At 42.6% G+C, this 21051-nt stretch carries 22 protein-coding genes and 1 tRNA gene; 12 read left to right on the top strand and 11 right to left on the bottom strand.

What is annotated here, in order from left to right; all coding sequences use genetic code 11:
- Positions 1–99 precede the first annotated feature (99 nt).
- Positions 100–176, top strand: a tRNA-Arg gene (locus N518_RS0100115).
- A 76-nt stretch (positions 177–252) separates the two neighbouring features.
- Here the strand turns inward: N518_RS0100115 and N518_RS0100110 are convergent.
- On the bottom strand, positions 253–1560 hold the full coding sequence (locus N518_RS0100110) for a hypothetical protein (RefSeq protein WP_005024467.1): 1308 nt from the start codon (positions 1558–1560) through the stop codon (positions 253–255).
- Positions 1561–1715: 155 nt separating this feature from the next.
- Between N518_RS0100110 and N518_RS0100105 the strand changes: the two genes are divergently transcribed.
- Both N518_RS0100105 and N518_RS0100100 read left to right on the top strand, forming a co-directional pair.
- Positions 1716–2213, top strand: a complete 498-nt coding sequence (locus N518_RS0100105) for a YcxB family protein (protein ID WP_005024469.1) — start codon at positions 1716–1718, stop codon at positions 2211–2213.
- A gap of 37 nt (positions 2214–2250) precedes the next feature.
- A complete protein-coding gene (locus N518_RS0100100) occupies positions 2251–2889 on the top strand; it encodes a fumarylacetoacetate hydrolase family protein (protein WP_026443866.1) in 639 nt (212 codons plus the stop codon).
- 71 nt (positions 2890–2960) lie between these two features.
- Here the strand turns inward: N518_RS0100100 and N518_RS0100095 are convergent, their stop codons facing one another.
- Positions 2961–4205 carry a YhjD/YihY/BrkB family envelope integrity protein gene (locus N518_RS0100095; protein ID WP_005024473.1) on the bottom strand — a complete coding sequence of 415 codons (1245 nt, stop codon included), beginning with the start codon at positions 4203–4205 and terminating at the stop codon, positions 2961–2963.
- A 112-nt stretch (positions 4206–4317) separates the two neighbouring features.
- Here N518_RS0100095 and wrbA point away from each other — a divergent pair, with 112 nt between their 5' ends.
- Complete coding sequence (gene wrbA / locus N518_RS0100090) at positions 4318–4911, top strand: NAD(P)H:quinone oxidoreductase (protein ID WP_005024475.1); 594 nt, start codon at positions 4318–4320, stop codon at positions 4909–4911.
- Positions 4912–4949: 38 nt separating this feature from the next.
- Here the strand turns inward: wrbA and N518_RS0100085 are convergent, their stop codons facing one another.
- The 3 genes from N518_RS0100085 to N518_RS0100075 form a co-directional block, all read right to left on the bottom strand.
- On the bottom strand, positions 4950–5525 hold the full coding sequence (locus N518_RS0100085; RefSeq protein ID WP_005024477.1) for a xanthine phosphoribosyltransferase: 576 nt from the start codon (positions 5523–5525) through the stop codon (positions 4950–4952).
- Positions 5526–5617: 92 nt separating this feature from the next.
- Entirely contained in the window at positions 5618–6331 is a 714-nt protein-coding gene (locus N518_RS0100080; protein ID WP_005024479.1) for a DUF3108 domain-containing protein, read from the bottom strand.
- A 167-nt stretch (positions 6332–6498) separates the two neighbouring features.
- Entirely contained in the window at positions 6499–7179 is a 681-nt protein-coding gene (locus N518_RS0100075; RefSeq protein ID WP_005024481.1) for a hypothetical protein, read from the bottom strand.
- A 243-nt stretch (positions 7180–7422) separates the two neighbouring features.
- On the opposite strand from N518_RS0100075, the gene N518_RS0100070 reads away from it, so the two are divergent.
- Positions 7423–8304 carry an energy transducer TonB gene (locus N518_RS0100070; RefSeq protein ID WP_026443865.1) on the top strand — a complete coding sequence of 294 codons (882 nt, stop codon included), beginning with the start codon at positions 7423–7425 and terminating at the stop codon, positions 8302–8304.
- A gap of 15 nt (positions 8305–8319) precedes the next feature.
- On the opposite strand, the gene N518_RS0100065 is transcribed toward N518_RS0100070, so the two are convergent.
- The 4 genes from N518_RS0100065 to miaB all read right to left on the bottom strand — a co-directional run bounded on the left by N518_RS0100065 (position 8320) and on the right by miaB (position 11873).
- Entirely contained in the window at positions 8320–8694 is a 375-nt protein-coding gene (locus tag N518_RS0100065) for a hypothetical protein (protein ID WP_392388350.1), read from the bottom strand.
- A gap of 97 nt (positions 8695–8791) precedes the next feature.
- Positions 8792–9271, bottom strand: coding sequence for an rRNA maturation RNase YbeY (gene ybeY, locus N518_RS0100060; RefSeq protein WP_005018409.1), 480 nt, complete (start codon positions 9269–9271; stop codon positions 8792–8794).
- Positions 9272–9279: 8 nt separating this feature from the next.
- Positions 9280–10377, bottom strand: coding sequence for a PhoH family protein (locus N518_RS0100055; RefSeq protein WP_005018410.1), 1098 nt, complete (start codon positions 10375–10377; stop codon positions 9280–9282).
- A gap of 38 nt (positions 10378–10415) precedes the next feature.
- Positions 10416–11873 carry a tRNA (N6-isopentenyl adenosine(37)-C2)-methylthiotransferase MiaB gene (miaB, locus tag N518_RS0100050; RefSeq protein ID WP_026443864.1) on the bottom strand — a complete coding sequence of 486 codons (1458 nt, stop codon included), beginning with the start codon at positions 11871–11873 and terminating at the stop codon, positions 10416–10418.
- A 270-nt stretch (positions 11874–12143) separates the two neighbouring features.
- Between miaB and N518_RS0100045 the strand changes: the two genes are divergently transcribed.
- The 4 genes from N518_RS0100045 (at position 12144) to N518_RS0100030 (ending at position 16447) form a co-directional block, all read left to right on the top strand.
- Positions 12144–14129 (top strand): lytic transglycosylase domain-containing protein, encoded by a 1986-nt coding sequence (locus N518_RS0100045; protein ID WP_034593467.1) that lies wholly within the window; start codon positions 12144–12146, stop codon positions 14127–14129.
- Positions 14130–14176: 47 nt separating this feature from the next.
- Positions 14177–14833, top strand: coding sequence for a ribonuclease I (locus N518_RS0100040; RefSeq protein ID WP_026443862.1), 657 nt, complete (start codon positions 14177–14179; stop codon positions 14831–14833).
- A gap of 201 nt (positions 14834–15034) precedes the next feature.
- Positions 15035–16021 (top strand): malate dehydrogenase, encoded by a 987-nt coding sequence (locus N518_RS0100035; protein WP_005018414.1) that lies wholly within the window; start codon positions 15035–15037, stop codon positions 16019–16021.
- 162 nt (positions 16022–16183) lie between these two features.
- Positions 16184–16447: a DUF2789 family protein gene (locus tag N518_RS0100030; protein WP_005018415.1), complete on the top strand. Its 264-nt coding sequence runs from the start codon at positions 16184–16186 to the stop codon at positions 16445–16447.
- A 37-nt stretch (positions 16448–16484) separates the two neighbouring features.
- Here the strand turns inward: N518_RS0100030 and N518_RS0100025 are convergent, their stop codons facing one another.
- Positions 16485–17012: a hypothetical protein gene (locus N518_RS0100025; RefSeq protein WP_005024495.1), complete on the bottom strand. Its 528-nt coding sequence runs from the start codon at positions 17010–17012 to the stop codon at positions 16485–16487.
- Positions 17013–17086: 74 nt separating this feature from the next.
- Positions 17087–17689 carry a 2OG-Fe(II) oxygenase gene (locus tag N518_RS0100020; RefSeq protein ID WP_005024498.1) on the bottom strand — a complete coding sequence of 201 codons (603 nt, stop codon included), beginning with the start codon at positions 17687–17689 and terminating at the stop codon, positions 17087–17089.
- A 116-nt stretch (positions 17690–17805) separates the two neighbouring features.
- On the opposite strand from N518_RS0100020, the gene N518_RS0100015 reads away from it, so the two are divergent.
- The 3 genes from N518_RS0100015 to N518_RS0100005 are packed head-to-tail and all read left to right on the top strand — an operon-like array spanning position 17806 to position 20636.
- On the top strand, positions 17806–18663 hold the full coding sequence (locus N518_RS0100015; RefSeq protein WP_005024500.1) for a 23S rRNA (adenine(2030)-N(6))-methyltransferase RlmJ: 858 nt from the start codon (positions 17806–17808) through the stop codon (positions 18661–18663).
- A gap of 49 nt (positions 18664–18712) precedes the next feature.
- Positions 18713–19543 (top strand): CDP-diacylglycerol--serine O-phosphatidyltransferase, encoded by an 831-nt coding sequence (pssA, locus tag N518_RS0100010; protein WP_005024502.1) that lies wholly within the window; start codon positions 18713–18715, stop codon positions 19541–19543.
- A 19-nt stretch (positions 19544–19562) separates the two neighbouring features.
- Positions 19563–20636 carry a DUF6670 family protein gene (locus N518_RS0100005; protein WP_017400896.1) on the top strand — a complete coding sequence of 358 codons (1074 nt, stop codon included), beginning with the start codon at positions 19563–19565 and terminating at the stop codon, positions 20634–20636.
- Positions 20637–21051 lie beyond the last annotated feature (415 nt).

Genomic DNA, 21051 nt, shown 5'->3' with positions numbered 1-21051 from the left:
TTTTCTCCAAAACGCTTACTAACTAGGCATTCAGATAAAAGTTGTTAAAAAAGACTTATAAAATTCTGAAAAACACGTATAATGCGCAGCATCAAGTACGCGCTCATAGCTCAGCTGGATAGAGCACTTGGCTACGAACTAAGGGGTCGGGAGTTCGAATCTCTCTGAGCGCACCAACTTGATAAACAATAGAAGAAACCGCACATTTGTTGCGGTTTTTTGTATCCAAAATAACGATAAAATATTTAATAATTATCTTACTCGCTGTTTAATTTTTAAAGCTAATATTGTATTTCCACCTATGGCAGGTAATATATCATGATAGGGCAAACTGCGCATGGCCCGCAGCAGGAAAGGCGCCTGGTCATGAATTTTTACCGCACTGGTAAGCTTTAATACAGTACCCTGACCATATGCATCAAGCTGCATACCGCCTTGTATATACTTTAAGTCTCCACCCACCGCATGAAAAACATTTTGTAGTGAATTCGGGTAGTCAAAGCGCAGTTTAAAATCGAAAGGAATACTGATTACACCTAAACCGACAGAAACCTGATAATCAGCATCAAGTTGTTGTGGATTAAGCTGCTTGGTCTGTACATTTTTAATCTGACGTGGAAAGAGCGATTTAAAGCTAGGTGGCTGTAGCCAAGGTTTAAGTTGCTCCGGGCTCTGTGCAAAATACTGATAGCTGGTACTAAAACGCATAGCTTCTGTACCCTGCTGATAGGGCACTTGATAGCCCGAAAGAATAAAAGATACAGGTTCTTGAGACTGCTGGCTTAACTGGACAATTTTCTGACGCTGAGCAGTACTGAGCTGGAACTCTGGTAATATGCCTGCTTTCAGGTTTTGGGTTGTTGATATTTTATAGCGACGTTGCAAGGCTTCTAGTAAAAAGGCATTGGTAGCACCTGGAATACCAAGTTTGGCTTCTGGAATGGCATTCAGGATCTTACTGAATAAAAAACCTTTAGGCTGGTTAAGATCACCCCATTGGGTAATCGTAATTAAAGTTCTCTGGTTGCCTATATCAAACCATTCAATTTTTCCTGCACCGTAAGGAACAGGAGCATCAATTACTAAGGTGGCAATACTATTATTGCTGTATTGATGCTGCATTAATACCTGTTCTTTGAAATTGAGTACCGGAATAGGCGTGGGAATATGAATCTGATATTTGACCTGAGTAATATTGCCTTGTTGAGCTTGGATCTTCGCAGATTTAAGCGTAGGAAATAAACCGGCATAATTACGATAGTGAGTCAGCAGTTTGGCAATATTCTGGCTAGAGGTTGGAACAATTACTGCACCACTATAATATTTTCCTTGTATTTTCTGCTGGGCTTGAAATGTAGGCAGTTGAATATTTTGTTTAGGGTGAGCATAAATAAAAATACGGTCGCCTGTGAAGCCTGCAAGCGTCTGGATGTTACCTTGAAATGGTGAAAGACTGCTGGGTATCTGTTCGGTCCAGGTTATAATTTGGGCTGATACTACAGTACTAGCAGATAGCCAAAACCATACAATGAGATAAAAATATCTGTTGCTATAGAACATGCCAATCCTGTTTATCTATTTTTTATGGGACAAAGTGAAATAATATTAAGGAAAAAGGGCAGTTATCTACTATAACTTCGGACACTAAAAAGATGAGGAAATAACGTATTCTGGTGTAAGATTTAAAACAATTTGAAAGTTTTGTTGATGTGCTTATGTCTGAAGTTCAGCCTGCTGTATCTGTGCGCTATAGCCTAAATCTGGAAGAATCCCAAGATGGCTTCTCTTTGGCAACATTTGGCAAAAAACAGCTGACCCGTTTTATTACACCTCTTGTCAGCATCGCTATTGTGACATGGGGTATTTATTTAGGACCTACCGGCGTTGGCCGTTATTATGTGGCACTTGGCGTATTCTTTCTGATATTACAACTCATCATGCGTTACTGGTTTTTACCGATGATGTTCAAACGTCAGTTTATCAAGTATCAGTTTGGTAAAAGTGAGCAGGGAATCGAGCTGTTTCAGGACTATATTGAACTCTATGCAAATGGTCGCAAGCAGACTTTCCAGTATGCAGAAGTACAGCACTTTGCTATAGGCAAGCTTACTTATATGCTTGAGTTCAAGAACCGGACTGTCATTATTGTACCAAAACGGGCTTTTCTGAATGCCCAGCAACAGGCTGTATTTGAAAATACATTCAAGAAATAAATTTTATTGAACTGAAATAGAAAAGGAAGGGAAAAGCATGGCTACGCGTCCATCAAAAATTGTCTGTGTAGGCCGCAGTTATGCGGATCATGCCAAAGAGTTGGGGAACGCCGTACCTGACCATCCGGTACTATTTATCAAGCCGCCAAGCAGCTTGGTTGGACTTGAACAGGGAATCAGCTGGAATCCGGCATGGGGCGACTGTCACCATGAATGTGAACTCAGTTTACGTATAGACCAGCCATTACATAATGAAACTGATCCGCAAGAAGCTTTGAAAGCTGTTGGAGCAGTAACTCTAGGTTTGGACCTCACCTTACGAGAGTTACAAACCGAACTTAAACGCAAGGGCCAGCCTTGGGAGCGGGCCAAAGCTTTTGATGGTTCCTGTATCTTGGCAGACTGGGTAAGTCTGGAAGAAATAAAAGACTGGAAAAATATTCATTATAGCTTACAGGTAAATGAGGCATTACGTCAGGAAGGTGACACTTCATTACTGATTTTTGATATTGGTTATCTGCTTGCAGATATCAGTCAGGTATTTACACTTGAATCGGGTGATGTCGTCATGACCGGTACACCGGCTGGTGTGGCTGCATTAAAATCTGGAGACCGTCTGATCATGACGTTAAAAGGTGTTTCCCAAGATTTTACATGGAATACATTTGTTCAATAAGCAGATGGTTTTAAGTGTTAAAAAAGGCCATTTCATATGGCCTTTTTTAAGCAGATAGGTAATTTTAAATTTTATTTTCTCTCAAAAATCGTTGAAAGAGGAACAGAAAGTTTGGCAGAAAGATAGTCATCACTTTCAATGAGTACGGGGCCAAGCTTTTGCATCCATTCATCATCTGGATGAATATTGCCTACATCATTACGTCGTGGCAGTGGATACGGAAGTGCTTTATAGAAACTCCAGAAGTCAACCTGACTTAGATTACGTACCAGTACATAATCATTATTTTCTGTACGCTTGACCAGATTCTGCTCTTCCAGCATAGCTACATAAGCGGGCCAGCGACCTATTTCCCCCCGGCCCAAGATATTCATAGCTTCTTTTTCAGTAACCGTTTCCCCCAGTTTCTGTTTTCGATAAAACAGATCCAGAACATCCAGCAGCATCAATACCGGATGACGTGTCTGGCCATAGCGAGAATGAAACGCAGTAATCGCAAAACTGACCTCAACCCCTAAAAGTACAATATTCCAAGACAGGTAAATCCATAACAGGAAAATAGGAATTGCGGCAAAGGCACCATAGACAATTTCATAACTGGTAAAATTGGACATAATGGTGCCAAACAAGTTCTTGAGCATTTCAAAAACAATTGCACTGAATACGCCGGCCAAGGCAGCAGCAATCACAGGTACATTGCGGTTGGGTATAGTCCAGTAAATAATAAAGAAACCAGCAATCGTCAATGCAATGGAAAGCAATGACAGGAGAAACGCGCCATCCATTTCATAGCCTGCAAAGTTATTGCTTAAAATACTTAAAGAAGCCAACGCAGATGAGATGACAAAAGCACTGCCAAGCACAATGGGCCCTAAAGAGATAATTGTCCAATAACGCATAAACCCGACAATGCCTCCCCGCGTTTCTTTAACACGCCAGATCCGGTTAAATGCGGTTTCAATGGTACTTAACATCATGATGGTTGTGACAAAGAGGAACAGCACCCCGATGACAGTCAGATTACTAGACTTCTCGGTAAAAGCATTGAGCATCTTGTCAAATGCAATCGTGCTTTTAGGCAGAAAATTGCTATAAATAAGCTGCTGCAACTGCTGACGCGCTGGTTCCAAGGCCTGAATAGAGGAAATAATGACCAGAAATACGGTCAGCATGGGCACAATCGCAAAGAGCGTGGTATAGGTTAAAGAACCTGCCAGCTCTCGACAACGGTCTGCTTCAAAACGGCGAATGACAAACAGGATAAATTTGAACCAAGTTTTGTCATAGAACGGAAGCTTCTTTAAAAAATTCAACATAAAAATAAAATCTCGATTTTTTTCATGATCTTTATGTAATTCGTTGTTCCAGCTTAGCAAAAACTTAAAGAAATACCGTATAGTTTTCTTTTTAGCTAAACTCTAAAAGTGTATGCAAGCTTATATTCTTGTTTTTTATTACAGTAAATATGGTTCTACCCGAGATATGGCGCATTTAATTGCAAATGGTATCGAAGCCACCGGTATGAATGTAAAGATCCGTACGGTCCCACAATTGGCGACAGTAGTCACAGAAGCTGCACCGAGTATTCCTGCAGAAGGCGATATCTATTGTACGCTAGATGAGCTGGCTAACTGTAGCGGTCTGGCTCTTGGTTCACCTACCCGCTTTGGTAATATGGCCAGTGAGATGAAATATTTCTGGGACCAAACAACCAGTTTATGGCTGAGCGGAGCATTGCATAACAAACCTGCCTGTGTATTTAGCTCGAGTGGTTCTATGCATGGTGGGCAGGAAAGCACTTTGCTGAGCATGCTGCCTCCACTTTTCCATCATGGTATGATGATTATAGGGCTTAGTAATGACCATCCGGCGCTCTCAAATACTAAATCTGGGGGTACACCTTATGGTGCCACACATGTGAGTGGACCACGCCATGACCAAGGGTTGACTCAGGAAGAAAAAGATTTGTGCTTCGCCCAAGGTAAAAGGCTTGGAGAGATTGCTCTTAAACTGCAGCCATAAAAAAGAGCGCTAATGCGCTCTTTTATTGTCAAAGAAGCTTATTCCTGAACAAAAACTACTTTGCCATCTGCTAGTGACTGTACACGGGCTAGTGACTCGACACGATATCCTTTTTCAAGTAAGACATCGCGGCCAGGCTGAAAAGACTTTTCAATTACAATCCCGACCCCGACAACTTCAGCACTGGCTTGATGAATCAGGTCAATCAGACCTAAAGCCGCCTGGCCATTCGCCAGAAAGTCATCAATGACCAGTGCGCGGTCACTTGAGTTTAGATGTTTGTTTGAAATCGCAATTGTACTTTCAGTCTGCTTGGTAAATGAAAAAACTTTAGAACGGTATAAGTCATCTTTTAAAGTTAATGACTGATATTTACGGGCAAAAATTACAGGAACACCCAGTTCTAAACCTGCCATGACTGCAGGAGCAATACCAGATGCTTCAATCGTGATAATTTTGGTGATGCCTGCATCTTTAAAGCGGGCAGCAAACTCTTTACCAATTTGCTGCATCAATACAGGATCAATTTGGTGATTTAAGAACGCGTCCACTTTTAAGACTTGATCAGATAGAACGATACCTTCACTTAAGATTTTCTGTTCTAGTGCATGCACGGGAGAATTCCTCTAGGGGCGGATGCTTTTTCAAGCAAAAGCGTATTTTAAAAAGCATCCGCAAAAATGCAAGCTGAAATTGATCAAATTACTTAATTTGTTGGTCCTTTATAACCTGTTAATAACAGGCCATAGGACGTTTTACCATCTTGATGGGTAACTTTAACCGGTAAGTAATCTAATTTTGGGGCCAGCCAGAAAACTGTATTTCGCTCGGCCTTGTCATGTTGCATCCGTACTTTAATGGTGCTGAATGTACCATAAGAGGTTTTCACCTGTTCAGTACCTTGCCTAACAAACTTACGGTTTTCCACTTCTTTGGCATCAGCAATTGGATAGGTTGACTTTAAACCTGAGCCTTTTAAATCTTCCCGAATCTGTAATTCGGCATTTAGCTCATCGAGTACCCCAGATTGCCAGGCAAAAGAACGGGACTTATCATCTTTTTGCGTTTTGATAAGTTTGGTGCCCGGATTAAACTGGATGCTCATTTTGTCATTATGTACTAAAATTTTGCTGGTCCGGTTAAAGCTGTCAGAGATAATCTTGTTATTGTTAAAGCTAAAACGGCTGGTTTCGGTGGCTGATGCAATAGCGCCCGCCTTTGCGGCAAAGGTGTACACCCACTGGTTACCGTTCTTACTTAAAGTCCGGGTCGCTGTACCCATATTCTTATCATTATAAGAAAATTGATAGCTGGCTTGAAAGGGACTCATGGCGAGAGCATGACTTGAAAAACCGGAAAATAACAGCGCCGTGGTCATACCAGTCGCTAAGGTCAGGGTTTTAAACAGGGTAGTTGCCATAAGTGTGGGGATCCTTTTACAGAAACAGGTTGCATCAAAGAAACATAACTTATTTTTCATCTAGTATTATGCTCTTCAATAATGAAGAAGTAATAGAAATAGGCTACTTAACTGTATCAGTATGTAGGTTTTTCACAGTTCAGCTTAAATATAAGATATTTTAAAGTCTATTTTTGTTGAAGTGGCGTCACATGGGTAGCTTCAATATCATCTTCTATTTTCTGCATTTGGGCATCGCGCATAGACTTATGCAGAATAGCCCGCATATTAACATTCCCAACCAGAACCAGTTCTGCTTCACGTAACAGCCCCTGATTTACATTGATTTTATCCAGTGTTTCCAGAACCGAACGGCTTTTGCCCAACCACTGATTCAAATCCAGATATAACAGGTCATCTTTAACTTGCACAATATTAAAACGCTCCAAGATAGAACCTAAAGGGTCTTTTCTTAAAATTTTCTGGTAAAAGAAGAGAGCGGCATTAAATCCGATTTTTATAAATACATTTTTAAATTTGGCCTCAATCACCTGCGTGTCACTGATCTGCTCAAAAATCAGAAGCTGGGTGTTTTTATTGAGTTCCATCTGTAGCAGTTTTAAGTCAACAGACAGGGTGGTATATAAACCCTTTACTTCCAAAGTGGCGTACAGTCTGAGCCAGTCATCATGCACATCAGCATGCAAATCCTGCAAAAGTTTAACATTATTGGTGACATAACGTTCAAAAGTGGCATTCAAAAAAACTTGAGACAAGGCAAACTCACGCTCTTCTTCAATAAATCCCTCTGCTTTTTGATATACTTGACGTATACGTTTAGAAATATTGGAAATTAGCGTTCTAGGCATAAAAATGATTCCAGATGGAGAGTTCTTTTTCGTTCAGTTGCAATCTTGACGGGACGTAAGAAAATTTCAAGCTTGAATCCTGCAGTTAGCTGAATTTAATCGCGTCATTTTTAATGTTGAGTATGAAGATTGGTGACTGGGGTGACAAGTCCATAAGTTTAATAATAACTTTGTATTGATGTTATTTTCTACTTCTTTCTAAACCGACTTCAAACCAAAAGAGTCTGGCTGGTAAAAAGTCATATGTTGAAAAAAATAATTTTACCTGGTGGGATAGGTCTGGCTTGGTGGCAGGATCCGATTTTTATGGGTGCTCTGTTGCTGGCTGTCATTTTACATTCGGCGATTTTAACTCTGCATTTTGCAATGCCAGATCCAGAGGCTGCTGCCAGTAAGGAAATCGCTGTCAGCATTCGTCCGAGTTCTGAGCAGGTCAAAGATGCCGACTATCTGGCACAGGCAGACCAGCAGGGTTCAGGCCGCTTTCGAGAGGCTCACCGTATCTCAAGCCAGCTACCGGCCAGTTCACAACAACAGAGTGCGGGTGAGCAGCAGCAGGAGACTTTACAGCAGATGCACCAACAGCCTCAAATACAGTTTGAAGACAAAGTCCTGATGACAATCATGAGCTGGCGCAAAGAAGCGGAGCAAAACCAGCGTAAAAAGGCTTTAGAAGAATTACAGAGGCAGTTTCAGGCTAAGGCAGCAACGGCTGCCAGTCTGGAAGCCCAGTATTTACAGCGTCAGCAGGATTTCAGCCGTCAGCAGCGTATCAAAACGGTGGATGGAATACAGGCCAAGCAGGATGCAGCAGCTGCCTATCTGGACAAGTTCCGTGAAAAAGTTGAACTCTATGGTAACCGCTATTATCCGCAGCAGGCTAAGGCTGAGCGCCTAACAGGAGAAGTGCAGCTTATGGTCATCCTGAATGCTCAAGGCGGGATACGTGCAATCCGGTTATTGGAAAGTTCAGGACATACCATTCTAGATGAGGCAGCTAAGGCTTCTGTACGTAAAGGTGCGCCATTTGGGCGATTTGATGCAGGTATGAAAGATATTTCTGAACTACGCATTGTACGGACGTGGCGATTCGACCCGGCCGAGGCTGAATTCGAAGTAAAATAAATTAAAGGTTTCGTATTAAGGATTAGAGTTCAGTTTCGGCCGGTAATAAGTTCCCTGCTCACGGCCATCTGCCCAGACAGCTTTGAGTTTTTCATCAGCAAGATAAAGAGAACTTGGAAAAATCTGAAGCTGTTTTAAGAATTTGGCTTCAGGTTTGAGACCGATACACTCTCCGGTTTTCCACCAGATACCTTCTGCATATTGGTCCAGGCTACCGACTGCCAGCATCCATTTAAAATGACCATTTTCTTCCAGTAGCAATTCAGAGCCAACTTCCATGACGCCGCTGAGATAATAATGTCCACTCCATGTTTTATCTTTAGACTGAAACTCAGACTGCGGACAGCTGCTCTGCACAGTAACAGGTTGTTCTGCAAAAACTACAGGCATAAACATTGTACTGGTCAACAGGGCAGTAATTTGCATGAGTAGTTTCATAGTTATTATTCCTGCCAAGTTTGTAATTATTAAAATAGCTTACTTTAATTTATTCTTCCTGATAAGGATTATTCAGGCCAAGCTTGGCCAGAATTTCAATTTCCAGTGCTTCCATTTCATCGGCATCTTCATCACTGATTTCGTGGTCATAACCTAACAAATGTAATGTGCCATGGACCAGCATATGTGTGAAATGCTCTACGGGTACTTTCTGCTGCTCGGCAGCTTCTTGTAATACGACCGGAATACAAATCACCAGATCACCCAAAGGCCGGGCTGCCAGCATGGGTAAAATTTCTTCCGGAATTTCACTCGGGAAAGATAAGACATTGGTAGGTTTGTCTTTCCGGCGGTATTCCAGATTCAGCTGTTGACTTTGATCAAGGTCAACACAGGCAATTCCAATTTCGCAGTCCTGTTTAACGTCAAGATGACGAAGAGTGGTTTCAATCACTTTTTTAAGATAAGCACGTTTGAGCACCAGTTCAGGCGCTACAAACGTTTGTTGCAAAGAGAGACTAAGTTTCAAAATAAACCTTAAATGTTGTCTGGTGTTTCTGATTGATGCTGTGCATCTGCAGCAGTATCATTTTCATTTACAAGTGCTTCTTGACGTGCCTTGCGCTCAGCACGTGCTTCAGCACTCAGCCGGGACTGTTCACTGTCCCAGCCTTCATATGCTTCTACAATTTTTTGTACCAACTGGTGGCGTACTACATCACGTGAATGAAAGCGGGTAATATGAATTTCCTTAATCGGTTCCAGTACCCGCAAAGCATGGGCTAGTCCTGATTGCTGTCCACGTGGTAAATCTACCTGAGTAATGTCTCCGGTAATTACTGCACGCGAACCAAAACCCAGACGGGTCAGGAACATTTTCATCTGTTCTGGCGTGGTGTTCTGTGCTTCATCCAGAATGACAAAAGAATGGTTCAGGGTTCGACCACGCATATAAGCAAGTGGGGCAACCTCAATGACCTGCCGTTCGATGAGTTTGGCAACCTTCTCGAAACCGAGCATTTCATACAGTGCATCATAAAGAGGGCGAAGGTAAGGATCAATTTTCTGGCTTAAATCACCCGGCAGGAAGCCCAGCTTCTCACCTGCTTCTACCGCCGGACGGACCAAAAGAATTCTCTGGATTTCATTACGTTCCAGCATATCGACTGCAGCAGCAACCGCCAGATAGGTCTTACCTGTACCAGCAGGACCGATACCAAAAGAGATATCACTTTGCAAAATGCGCTGCACATAACGTTTCTGGTTGGCACCGCGTGGATTGATCCGGCCTTTTCGGGTCTGTAACCAGACACTGTCGAGGCCGGTATGTTCCTGCTCGGTATCATCCATCAGCTCGCGCTCGGTCTGACTGCCTTGAATCATCATATGCAGTACATCGGCACTGATCTGCTGCGAAACCTCGGCTTCTTCATGCAGTCGCTGTAACAGGCTTTCTGCCCGTTCAACTGCATCGATTTCACCATCTACAAAGAAGCTATCACCACGATGGGTAACTTTGACATCCAGACGCTGTTCAATCTGTTTCATATGTCCGTTATAAGCACCTAACATGCTCTTAAGGCGTTCCATAGAAATGCCAGGGAAACTTACTGTACGTCGAATCGCTGCAGTCAAGAGAAATCCTTTAAGTAATTTTTGTCGTTCCCCTTACATTACGCCACGTCAGGCTCAAGATTCAAGAGTTCTCCGTAAACTAAATTTAAAGTTTTAATTTCGGTAATTTCAATCTCGGCAAAACGTCCCACCCAAGCCGGGTCTCCGATAAAGGTAACCAGACGGGTATTATCGGCTGTACCGACTAGCAAGTTCGGATCCCTTTCTGAAATATTTTCAATCAGAACACGTTGAATCGTTCCTTGCATGGCATTTGTTTTTGCAATACTGGATTGCTTGATCCATTGCTGAACACGTGCTAAACGCTCTTTTTTCACTTCTTCCGGTGTGTCATCGGCCAGCTCTGAGGCTGGTGTACCAGGACGTTTGGAATAAATAAAGCTATAAGAGTGGTCAAAGTCCATTTCCTGAATAAACTGATAAGTTTCTTCAAAATTCTGATGAGTCTCGCCTGGAAACCCAATAATAAAATCACTTGATAAATGCATATCGGGACGGACTTTACGAAGCTTGGCTATTTTTTCAATATAAACATCAATAGTATGGTTACGCTTCATTGCCTGAAGTACGTCATTTGAACCACTTTGTACCGGCAAATGTAGGTGTGAGACCATTTGTGGCAAGTCGCGGTAACACTGAATCAGATCATCATTAAATTCTAGCGGGTGTGAAGTGGTATAACGAACCCGGCCAATACCCGGAATTTCGGCCACCAGACGCAGCAGGTCAGCAAAGGTACAGATAGTGCCTTCGAAAGTCTCTCCACGATAGCCATTTACGTTCTGGCCAAGCAGATTGATTTCGCGAACGCCTTTTTCTGCCAGACCAGCAATCTCGGCCAGTACATCATCCAGCGGACGTGAAACTTCTTCACCACGGGTATAAGGAACTACACAAAACGAACAGTATTTTGAACAGCCTTCCATGATTGAAACAAAAGCTTTATAGCCTTCTACGCGTGGTTCGGGCAAAAAGTCAAATTTTTCAATATCCGGAAAGGAAATATCAACCAGCTTGATCTTCTCTTTCTTTGGCTTCTCAAGCTGGTCTATATGCTGGTCCAGCATTTGCGGTAAACGGTGCAGGGTTTGCGGGCCAAATACCATATCGACATAAGGCGCACGCTTTTGAATATTATCGCCTTCTTGGGAGGCCACACAGCCACCCACACCAATCACCAAGTCAGGATTCTGGTCTTTCAGCTTACGCCAGCGGCCCAGCTCACTAAACACTTTTTCCTGTGCTTTTTCACGGATTGAACATGTGTTCATCAGCAGGATATCGGCATCAGCCGGATTGCTGGTCAGGATATAGCCATGTGAGTCGCCTAAAAGGTCTGCCATACGGTGACTGTCATACTCATTCATCTGACACCCTTGCGTTTCAATATACAGTTTTTTAACTGGCATATTATCGGCAGGGGTGTGCTGTGGCTGGGTAACAGTGTTTTCTGAGGCAGCTTTGGCACCATTTGGAATGAAGGTTTGAACCGTCATGTAGGCTCCTAAAGGATAATGATCAGATAACCGGCCTGAATATACATAAATCAACCGGTAAAGGGATTTTTAAGGTCGCACATTTTAACAGTATTTTTAACTAAAGCCCTAAAAATAAATTCAGTTCAGTTTACGTTGATTTTACAGACAAAATTACTTTTGAATTAATGAGAGGTGAATCATGAGTTTACATAACACAACAGTAGTCATCATAAAGAATAATTAAACTATCGGTCCGGAACTGGGTTTTGCAGCTGGAAAAGGGCGGGTATGCATCTCAAGAAAAATAATTCATTAAGTAAATATGGATTAAAAAACAAAAGTTTTCAGCGCCTCTTGCTTGGAAGCTTGATGAGTGTATTCGGTATACATTGTAGCCAAGCTGCTGACGAGCAGTTTAATGATGCCTTAAGGGCTGCCAATGCGGGTAATGTTGCGCTGTTAGATCAGTATCAGGCTGCTATGCAAAATGATGTACTTGGCTATTATCCGGAATACTGGAAATTAAATACCAATCTGGGTTTTCAGTCGCCTTCAGCAATTATTAGCTTTGCCCAGCGGTATCCGCAGGCTGCCATGACCGAAAAACTTGCCGCTGACTATGTAGAAGAAAAAGTAAAACAGGCTGATTATGCCAATGCCCAGCCAGTTTTGGCTTATGTGACCAATCCTGACCGTGCAGAAAGCTGTGCGGTTGCCCAGGTGCGGGCTAAGACTGGCGACCCTCTGGTCTTCGCCGAGTATAAGGATATATGGTTTACTACTGAATCGCAGCCTGATTCCTGTACCGGTTTGGGGCGTATGATGCTGGCCAGCCCATTAATGACTGCTCAAGATCGCCAGCAGCGTTTATGGGGACAACTACGGGCAGGACAGTCGGGTCAGGCGCTGACAACTGCACAAACTATTGGGCTACCTTTATCATTGCCCCAGCTGAACCAGATTCAGGCTAATCCGCTTAATTATTTATGGTCTGCACCCAAAGGGACTCCAACCGATCATGCTTATCTGATTTTTGCCTTGGGACGCTTGGCCAATAACGAACTGGAAACAGCGTTATCTTCGGTAAAACGCGCGGCTGAGGGTACGCCTGCCGATGTACAACGCTATTTGTATCGCACAGTAGGTTATATTGGCGGTACTACTGTCATGAAGAATAATTTTAATCGGGAAGTCCTGAATGCTTTAGATACTAGCTATGGTTATCCATTTACCCCTGAAGAAGCAGAAATCTATGCGCGCCAGGCGATTCGCTTTGGAGCGTGGGAGAGTGTAATCCGTGCTATTGATAGTATGACAGTCACCCAGAAACAAGAAGACCGCTGGCAATACTGGCTGGCCCGTAGCGTGGAAAAACGAAATGACAGTGGTTCACGCCAGACAGCACGAGCTATCTATAGTAAATTAGCCCAGGCAGGCGATGATTATCATAATCTGTTAGCAAAGGATCAGTTGGGTCAAAGGTACAGCAGTGTGCCGGGTAATCAGCAACCTTCTAGCCAAGACATGCAGAGGCTGAACCAGAATATCCATTTTAACCGTGCGTTTACCTTGCGCCGTATTAATGCACCAGATAGCTATATTAACCGTGAGTGGAACTGGGCAGTACGTCAGGCATACCTGAAGCAGGATGATGGTTTATTACTCGCTGCGGCGAAACGTGCTCATGATATGGGATGGTACGATCGGGCAATCTATGCCGCAGAACGTACAGTGAGACAGCATAATTACACTTACCGTTATGCTACTCCACATCAGGGTACAGTGGTGAGTCATAGCCGCAATGTGGGAGTAGATCCAGCTTGGGCTTATGGGCTTATGCGTCAGGAAAGCCGTTTTGTATCTTCTGCACGTTCACATGTTGGAGCTGGCGGATTGATGCAGATCATGCCGGATACAGCACGACTGGTCGCCCGGCAAATGGGCGAGAGTTATAACCCGGCTGCCCTGACTGATATGAATACCAATATCCGCTACGGTACTTATTATCTGTCCATGATACAAAATCAGCTCAGTAATAACCCTGTATTGGCAACGGCTGGCTATAATGCCGGTCCGAACAGGGCTAAGCGCTGGCAGCCTGAATTTCAGAGTCTGACTGCTGATCAATATACGGAAGCCATTCCGTTACTTGAAACCCGTGACTACGTTAAAAATGTCATGGCAAATGCAACTCATTATGGAGTGCTATTGGGGCAAGGACCACAATCTATTCAGAACCGGATGAAAGTAATACCGGTCAGGAATACACCATAAGGGTCTGGTGAATTAATGTGTTACTGCAATTTATAGCTAGTTTTTCAATGAAGAATATAAGTCTAAAGGCAACCTCTTCTTTTGCAGCTGCCGGATGTGTAACTGCTGTGATCGGGTTGTGTAGTTCTCCGGCCTTTGCTGCACCAGCTTTGCAGGGGTCTGTGATGCGTGTGCAAATGACACCGGCAGTATGTGCACTGGACTCATCCAGACAGAAAACCCGCCAGTGTCTGGAAGGGTATTCATTGACGATTGCCGGTTTGCTGCCTGAAACAACAGAAGAAGACTGTACAACCAGTTCTTCTGCAAATCTGTCACCCATTCAGGCAAACGTTGTGTCGCGTATTATGCCGGGTGAAAATAGCCGTGCTCAGTTATGGCATAGCGTAGGAGGGTGTTTGCCAATGAATGCCAGCCAGTATTTCCGTACCATTATTAATTATGCCGAACGCTTAAAAATACCTGCCGATCTGACCGGCTCAGTCAGTCGTCAAATGCAAAATAATTCATTAAAACAGCAGTTTTTAAAACTGAACCCTGCTTTGCCAAATAATGGAATACGCTTTAGTTGTGAAAGTTTAAGAGGCACACCTGTCTTGACAGAGGTTCAGGTATGTTACCGGGTTAATGGGCAGTATAAACAGTGCTCAAGTGAAGTCGTCTCCAGTTGTCCAGGTAGCTTTACCGTAAAAGGGGCATATTAAACAATTATTTGATGCTTAAAGATAATCTGTAAGTATGAAAAGGATTTCATTTATATTTCCTATCAGACTTTAGGGGAAATCCATTCTCTTTTACATGCATCTGTCAGACGATTGGAGTACAATCTTTGCCGTTTATGTTTATTAAGATTAGATAGAACAGCTATTTAATCATTATGACGATCCTCAATTGGAGATAATTACATGAAGCAACCTGTTCGCGTTGCCGTTACTGGCGCTGCTGGTCAAATTGGTTACAGCCTGTTATTCCGTATCGCAAGCGGCGAAATGCTGGGTAAAGACCAACCAGTTATTCTTCAATTATTAGAAATTCCTGTTGAGAAAGCTCAACAAGCGCTGAAAGGCGTAATGATGGAACTAGACGACTGTGCTTTCCCATTGTTGGCGGGCATGATCGGTACTGATGATCCTAAAGTAGCATTCAAAGATGCTGACTACGCACTTCTTGTGGGTTCACGCCCACGTGGTCCTGGTATGGAACGTGCTGACCTGCTTAAAGTGAACGGTGAAATCTTCATCGGTCAAGGTCAGGCGCTTAACGAAGTGGCTAGTCGTGACGTTAAAGTATTGGTTGTAGGTAACCCTGCAAACACCAATGCTTACATCGCAATGAAATCTGCTTCAGATCTTCCAGCGAAAAACTTTACAGCAATGCTACGTCTTGACCACAACCGTGCCTTGACTCAGCTTGCTCAAAAAGCAGGTGTTGCAGTTTCTGACATCGAAAACATGACTGTTTGGGGTAACCACTCTCCAACCATGTATGCTGACTATCGTTTTGCAACTGTGAACGGCGAAAGCTTGAAAGACAAAATCAACGATGCTGAATGGAACAAAGACGTATTCCTTCCAACTGTTGGTAAACGTGGCGCTGCGATTATCGAAGCGCGTGGCCTGTCTTCTGCTGCTTCTGCTGCAAATGCTGCTATCGACCATATGCGTGACTGGGCACTTGGTACAAACGGCAAATGGGTAACAATGGGTATTCCTTCTGATGGATCTTACGGCATTCCTGAAGGCGTAATGTTTGGTTTCCCTGTAACCACTGAAAACGGTGAATACAAAATCGTTCAAGGTCTTGAAATCGACGAATTCAGCCGTGAGCGCATTAACGTAACTCTGAACGAACTTGAAGAAGAGCGCGCAGCAGTTGCTGATATGCTTAAATAATCTATTTTTTAGATTGATAAAAAGCGCCTGTCATAGGCGCTTTTTTTATAGTCATCTTTAGATTTATCACAAAAGATAACAAGAATACATCGGCCTGTAGCCCTAATTTTCTGCGTATTTGTTAGTTTATAGATTGATGAAATAACAAATAGGAGTCAAGTTATGGTACTCGAACAACAACCCACTTTAGAATTATTATTTGAGCAATTAGGCTTACCTTCAGATGAAGCTTCTATAGACCAGTTTGCAAAAGATCATCAGCTTCCTTCTGATGTAATTTTACCAGAAGCAGATTTCTGGACACAGGGGCAGAGTTCTTTCCTGCGTGAACACTGGCATCAGGATGATGAATGGATTGTGATTATTGACAAGCTGAACCAGATGCTGCACGTTGAAGACGATAAAAATCCTAAGCATCCTGAATAAGAAAAAAGGCTCTTCTGTGAAGAGCCTTTGATTTCAATCAATGAACACGCGACTGAAGCAGTTTCATAAACCAGTCCTCATTACGCACAGCCTGAAAGGCAAAATGTTGTCGTAATGTTTCCCGATCAAACTCTTGAGTCTTGGTATATTTGCTCAGCCAGTGCCGGGTAAGAGCCAATTCATTTTTAGCAACAGATGCATAGCCTAAAATCAGAAAAATTTCACCATGCTCATAATGTGCCAATGGTTTTAAAATCTGCTGGGCAATTAAGGCAAAATGCGCTTCACGATTCAATTCAAAGAAAACCATATAAGCTTTAGCTAGCTGAATCGAGAGGTCAAGGTAAACCCTTAACGGCATTTCTTCATATTCCAGGCGGCCTTGTTCAAGAATGACAATAGCCTCCTGTAAGAAATGAACCTGTTCCTGACGATGATTGCTGCGATTTACCAGTTCCATGCGTAACTGCCCACGCTCAAGCGCCAGTTCAGGCGTACTGCATGACAAGAACAATTGATCTGTTTCACCGATGCGGGCTATCAGTTGCTTGGTATCTTCTAGCATTCGCCATTACTCTTATAAATATTAAGTTTATATATGAGGCTGGTTTTACAGATTTAAAGCGACCGGCCCGGCCTTTACCATAACACCGGTCCACTACGTAGCCATGCAGTAATAGACAGGCGCTGTTGTTGCGCCTTTAAGACTTCATGCAAAAGATCACTTTGAAAAATCACCAATCGATTGGGTGTGGGTTCAATAATATGCCAATCCTGATGTACATCCTGTAAGCGCAACTGCCCACCCCAGTGACTCTGCCATTGTTCATGTAAGTAGTAAACAGCAGAAAAAACCCGATCATTTTTTTGTTGGGGATTATCACGGTGTAAAGTATAAAACTCGCCAGCATTATAACAGGCGAAGTGAGCTTCAACTTCACGAATACTGGTAAAGAATGCCCGGTTAAGTGTGATAGCCAGTTGTTGCAAGGTGTTTATATGTTGCTGTGCAATAGGCAAATTCTCATTGATCCATAAAATATGGTCACTGCGGATTTGCGTAACCACTCCGTTTTGAACAGCAGCTTCCCGAAAACGATTAATATTTTCAGTACATTCTTCTACTAAATCATGCAAATAAGCTTGCTCATAGGCTCGATCAATAACTGCAAAACCATGTTGATGTAAATCACTGATCACTTGGTCAAGAGCCCAGGATTGCGGTAGAAGAACGTCTTCCATATCACCTCGAAAAAATAAGGATAAAAAGTAAGGGATTATTTTAGAATAAGAGAAGTTCCTTAAAGAAACATTTTTTCATGCTAAAATGCCTATTGAACTAAGGAATTAATGCAAAAATGAATTACCGTCACCATTTCCATGCAGGCAACTTTGCCGATGTTATGAAACATGTACTGTTGCTGCAATTGTTGACACGCCTGAATAGTAAAGACAAGCCTTATCGTTATATCGATACGCATGGCGGCGCGGGTCAATATGATCTGTCGTCTGCACCTGCACAAAAGTCTGGTGAATTTCTGACAGGTATTCACCGTTTGGTCAAGCTGGATGACTCAGTCAAGCGTAATGCACCAGAAGGCGTACAGCAATACCTGAAACTGGTTGAAAGTATGCGTAGCCAGCAGGGTCAAGGAGCTTATCCGGGCTCACCATGGTTTGCATTACAGGGAATGCGTGATATTGATAAAGCCACAGTGTTTGAAATGCAACGGGATATATTTCAGCAGTTACGTGACAATATTCGTGATTCACGTGCTGGGCTGCATGAACGTGATGCTTATGAGGGACTACTGGCCGTTATTCCACCGAAAGAAAAACGCGGTCTGGTCATGATTGATCCGCCTTATGAATTAGAACGTAAAGATTTTCCGCAATTGGTAGAGCTTTTACAGAATGCCTATAAAAAATGGCCGACGGGCGTATTTGCCGTGTGGTATCCGATTAAGGATCGCGCCATGATTGAGCGTTTTGAAAAGAAAATGATGAAGACCGGTATTCGCCGGCAGCTCATCTGTGAAATCTGTGTATGGCCGGATGATACGCCAGTCGGTTTAAATGGTTGTGGTTTACTGGTCATTAATCCGCCTTGGAAGTTTTCTGAAGATGCCGATGAGGCACTACAATGGTTGTTTCCACATCTGCGCATGCAGGAAATTGGCGGACATGCGGCAGTACGCTGGCTAGTTGGTGAATAATCTGTATTTTACCGTAAATTGGATAAGGTCATAGTTAGGACGTATAAGAATGACAAATATACCTAAGCCTGAACGGGATGATAATTCTCACGACTCATTTGATGGAATTACCTTTGAAGTAGTCGAAGAAGAGCATACTCATGAAGGGCAGAAAATAAGGCGTCGTGGAATTTATCTATGGCCGAACCTAATTACGACCGCAGCTTTACTTGCAGGGTTCTATTCAATAGTCGCGAGCATGAATGGAGTCTATAGTCAGGCCATTTATGCGATTTTTATTGCTGCGCTCTTAGATGGTCTGGATGGACGGGTAGCACGTGCCATTGGTGCACAAAGTGCTTTTGGTGAACAATTTGACTCATTGTCTGACCTGCTGGCTTTTGGCGTAGCGCCTGCAATGCTCATGTATAGCTGGAGTCTTAATGATCTTGGTCGTATTGGTTTAGCTTGCTGTTTTGTCTATACCGCTTGTGCCGCCTTCCGGTTAGCCCGTTTCAATGTGCAGATCGGAGTAGTCGATAAGCGTTATTTTATCGGGATTGCAAGTCCGTTGGCTGCAATCATTGTGGTTTCATTAATCTGGGTAGGAATAGATTTTCCAGCGATTTTTGATCTGCAGGACCGGGGAATTCAAGCCACCAATGCTGTCCTGATGCTGATTATCGGAATCCTGATGATTTCTAATATCAAGTATTACTCATTTAAACAGATGGATCGCAAACGTGTACCTTTTGCAGTCATGCTTCCTGTTGTTTTGATTCTTGCAGCAATTACGTACAATATACCTGTTGGAATACTGACTGTTTCTATTATTTATGCATTATCAGGTTTCATTACAACATTTTTGGCCCGAAGACATCAAAGTCGTATTATAACCTAACCAAATCAGGGGGTTCAGTATGGTTAAATTGATTACGTCGTTGAATCAATCACAGCAGCTGAACCCTAAATCATTTTCTAAACTGAACTTGGCTTATCATCCGCCTAAAGGCCGTTTTAAAATTATCCATCAGGGTCTGATTCTACCCAATCTGCCTGCTCCATTTCATTATCTTAATTTTATAAGTCTTATCGGTCAGCCCCGAATCCCCGTATTTTTAAATCAAAGTGCCATTCTTGAGCAGGCGCTCGATACTGCAACAGTTTTGGTCAGCTCCAGTCCACATATGGTGGGGCAACTTAAAAGTTACTCTATAAAAGAACAGTGCCTTTTTAATTCTGATAATTTTTCCTTTGCAGATATTGATCAAGTATCTGGTGAATTACCTGCATTGCGAATCAAACACCAGTCACCCGAGTTTTCTATAGATTTAAATGTGGTGACTCTGCCTGTTCTTTCTCAATTTATAAAAATAAAATGGGGCTTATTCGAGCACTGGTCTTTGCTTTGCCAGTGTAAAGGCGAAGTTTACTACCAAGAACAGCGTTATTTAATTGAAGGAACCGGTAGCTTTGAATATGCCCGTGCTGCCAATATACCCGTAATTACCTGGTGCTTTTTTACCTATCAGGTTATTAATCTGAGTCCGTCCTTACAAGTTCTGCTTCTACAAATCCGTAATAATTTTAATCAACTTGTTCAATCACATCTTTATGTGCGTGATATAGCTGGAGACATGGAGCTCCATGACAAAAATGTAATATTCAAAGTAGACCGTGTTTATCCTAAAGTGACTACACCTAATGGTAAAGAGATGTACTTGCCTAGAGAATTTTCTTGGTGCGTAGAACATGAAGGACAAATATTATTTGAATTGCATGCACAAAGCCGAGGGGATTTCAAATTTGGTTTGGCAGCAGGCTATGTCGGAAGCTTTCGTTATCAGGCTCATTGGGAGGGCGAAAGCTATGAAGGCGAGAGCGGTTATATTGAATATATTGACTGCCGACCTTTGCGTTGGCAGGAAAAAAATGAACAGGATAAAATACTGGATCAGTTAAGTGTGGCTGAGCCGTGTATACTTAAGAAATAAAAAAAAGCCGGGTTTTTGCCGGATAAATAACCAGCCGATCACTTTTTTATAAAATACCGCTTGCGTTGGGAAATAAATGGCCTATAATGCACATCCATCGGCGGTGATGAAGATTAAAACTTCTGATAAAACAGCAACTTAGTTAAATATAGTTAAGTCGGGTTTTGTTAGATAAGTTTAAAATAATCTGAATTACCAGTTGACTTTCTGAAAAGAAAGCGTAATATAGCCGACCTAGCTTGCTGCTGACGAAGCAGTAAGAAGATCATTAAGAGAATATGAAGAACAACTTGTGTGGATTTTTACTGGTTGATCGATCGAAATAATTTTCATTGATTGAATGGTAGAAATTTCTCGAAGTTTATTTGAGTAAATTTTTAGTCAGAAGATTAATGAGCCAGAATTGGTACCTTGT

Source organism: Acinetobacter sp. UNC436CL71CviS28 (genome assembly GCF_000620525.1).
Classification (GTDB): domain Bacteria; phylum Pseudomonadota; class Gammaproteobacteria; order Pseudomonadales; family Moraxellaceae; genus Acinetobacter; species Acinetobacter radioresistens.
Note: the sequence above shows the minus strand (reverse complement) of the source record. Positions and strands in the feature narration are given on the sequence as shown.

Excerpts from the sequence above, each read along its gene's own strand:
- N518_RS0100035 (WP_005018414.1), top strand. The coding sequence starts at position 15,035 with ATGAAGCAACCTGTTCGCGTTGCCGTTACTGGCGCTGCTGGTCAAATT.
- N518_RS0100020 (WP_005024498.1), bottom strand. The coding sequence starts at position 17,689 with ATGGAAGACGTTCTTCTACCGCAATCCTGGGCTCTTGACCAAGTGATC.
- N518_RS0100040 (WP_026443862.1), top strand. The coding sequence starts at position 14,177 with ATGAAGAATATAAGTCTAAAGGCAACCTCTTCTTTTGCAGCTGCCGGA.
- N518_RS0100015 (WP_005024500.1), top strand. The coding sequence starts at position 17,806 with ATGAATTACCGTCACCATTTCCATGCAGGCAACTTTGCCGATGTTATG.
- N518_RS0100110 (WP_005024467.1), bottom strand. The coding sequence starts at position 1,560 with ATGTTCTATAGCAACAGATATTTTTATCTCATTGTATGGTTTTGGCTA.
- N518_RS0100075 (WP_005024481.1), bottom strand. The coding sequence starts at position 7,179 with ATGCCTAGAACGCTAATTTCCAATATTTCTAAACGTATACGTCAAGTA.
- N518_RS0100105 (WP_005024469.1), top strand. The coding sequence starts at position 1,716 with ATGTCTGAAGTTCAGCCTGCTGTATCTGTGCGCTATAGCCTAAATCTG.
- N518_RS0100070 (WP_026443865.1), top strand. The coding sequence starts at position 7,423 with ATGTTGAAAAAAATAATTTTACCTGGTGGGATAGGTCTGGCTTGGTGG.
- miaB (WP_026443864.1), bottom strand. The coding sequence starts at position 11,873 with ATGACGGTTCAAACCTTCATTCCAAATGGTGCCAAAGCTGCCTCAGAA.
- N518_RS0100065 (WP_392388350.1), bottom strand. The coding sequence starts at position 8,694 with ATGCCTGTAGTTTTTGCAGAACAACCTGTTACTGTGCAGAGCAGCTGT.
- N518_RS0100025 (WP_005024495.1), bottom strand. The coding sequence starts at position 17,012 with ATGCTAGAAGATACCAAGCAACTGATAGCCCGCATCGGTGAAACAGAT.
- pssA (WP_005024502.1), top strand. The coding sequence starts at position 18,713 with ATGACAAATATACCTAAGCCTGAACGGGATGATAATTCTCACGACTCA.
- N518_RS0100045 (WP_034593467.1), top strand. The coding sequence starts at position 12,144 with ATGCATCTCAAGAAAAATAATTCATTAAGTAAATATGGATTAAAAAAC.
- wrbA (WP_005024475.1), top strand. The coding sequence starts at position 4,318 with ATGCAAGCTTATATTCTTGTTTTTTATTACAGTAAATATGGTTCTACC.
- N518_RS0100095 (WP_005024473.1), bottom strand. The coding sequence starts at position 4,205 with ATGTTGAATTTTTTAAAGAAGCTTCCGTTCTATGACAAAACTTGGTTC.
- N518_RS0100030 (WP_005018415.1), top strand. The coding sequence starts at position 16,184 with ATGGTACTCGAACAACAACCCACTTTAGAATTATTATTTGAGCAATTA.
- N518_RS0100080 (WP_005024479.1), bottom strand. The coding sequence starts at position 6,331 with ATGGCAACTACCCTGTTTAAAACCCTGACCTTAGCGACTGGTATGACC.
- N518_RS0100100 (WP_026443866.1), top strand. The coding sequence starts at position 2,251 with ATGGCTACGCGTCCATCAAAAATTGTCTGTGTAGGCCGCAGTTATGCG.
- N518_RS0100005 (WP_017400896.1), top strand. The coding sequence starts at position 19,563 with ATGGTTAAATTGATTACGTCGTTGAATCAATCACAGCAGCTGAACCCT.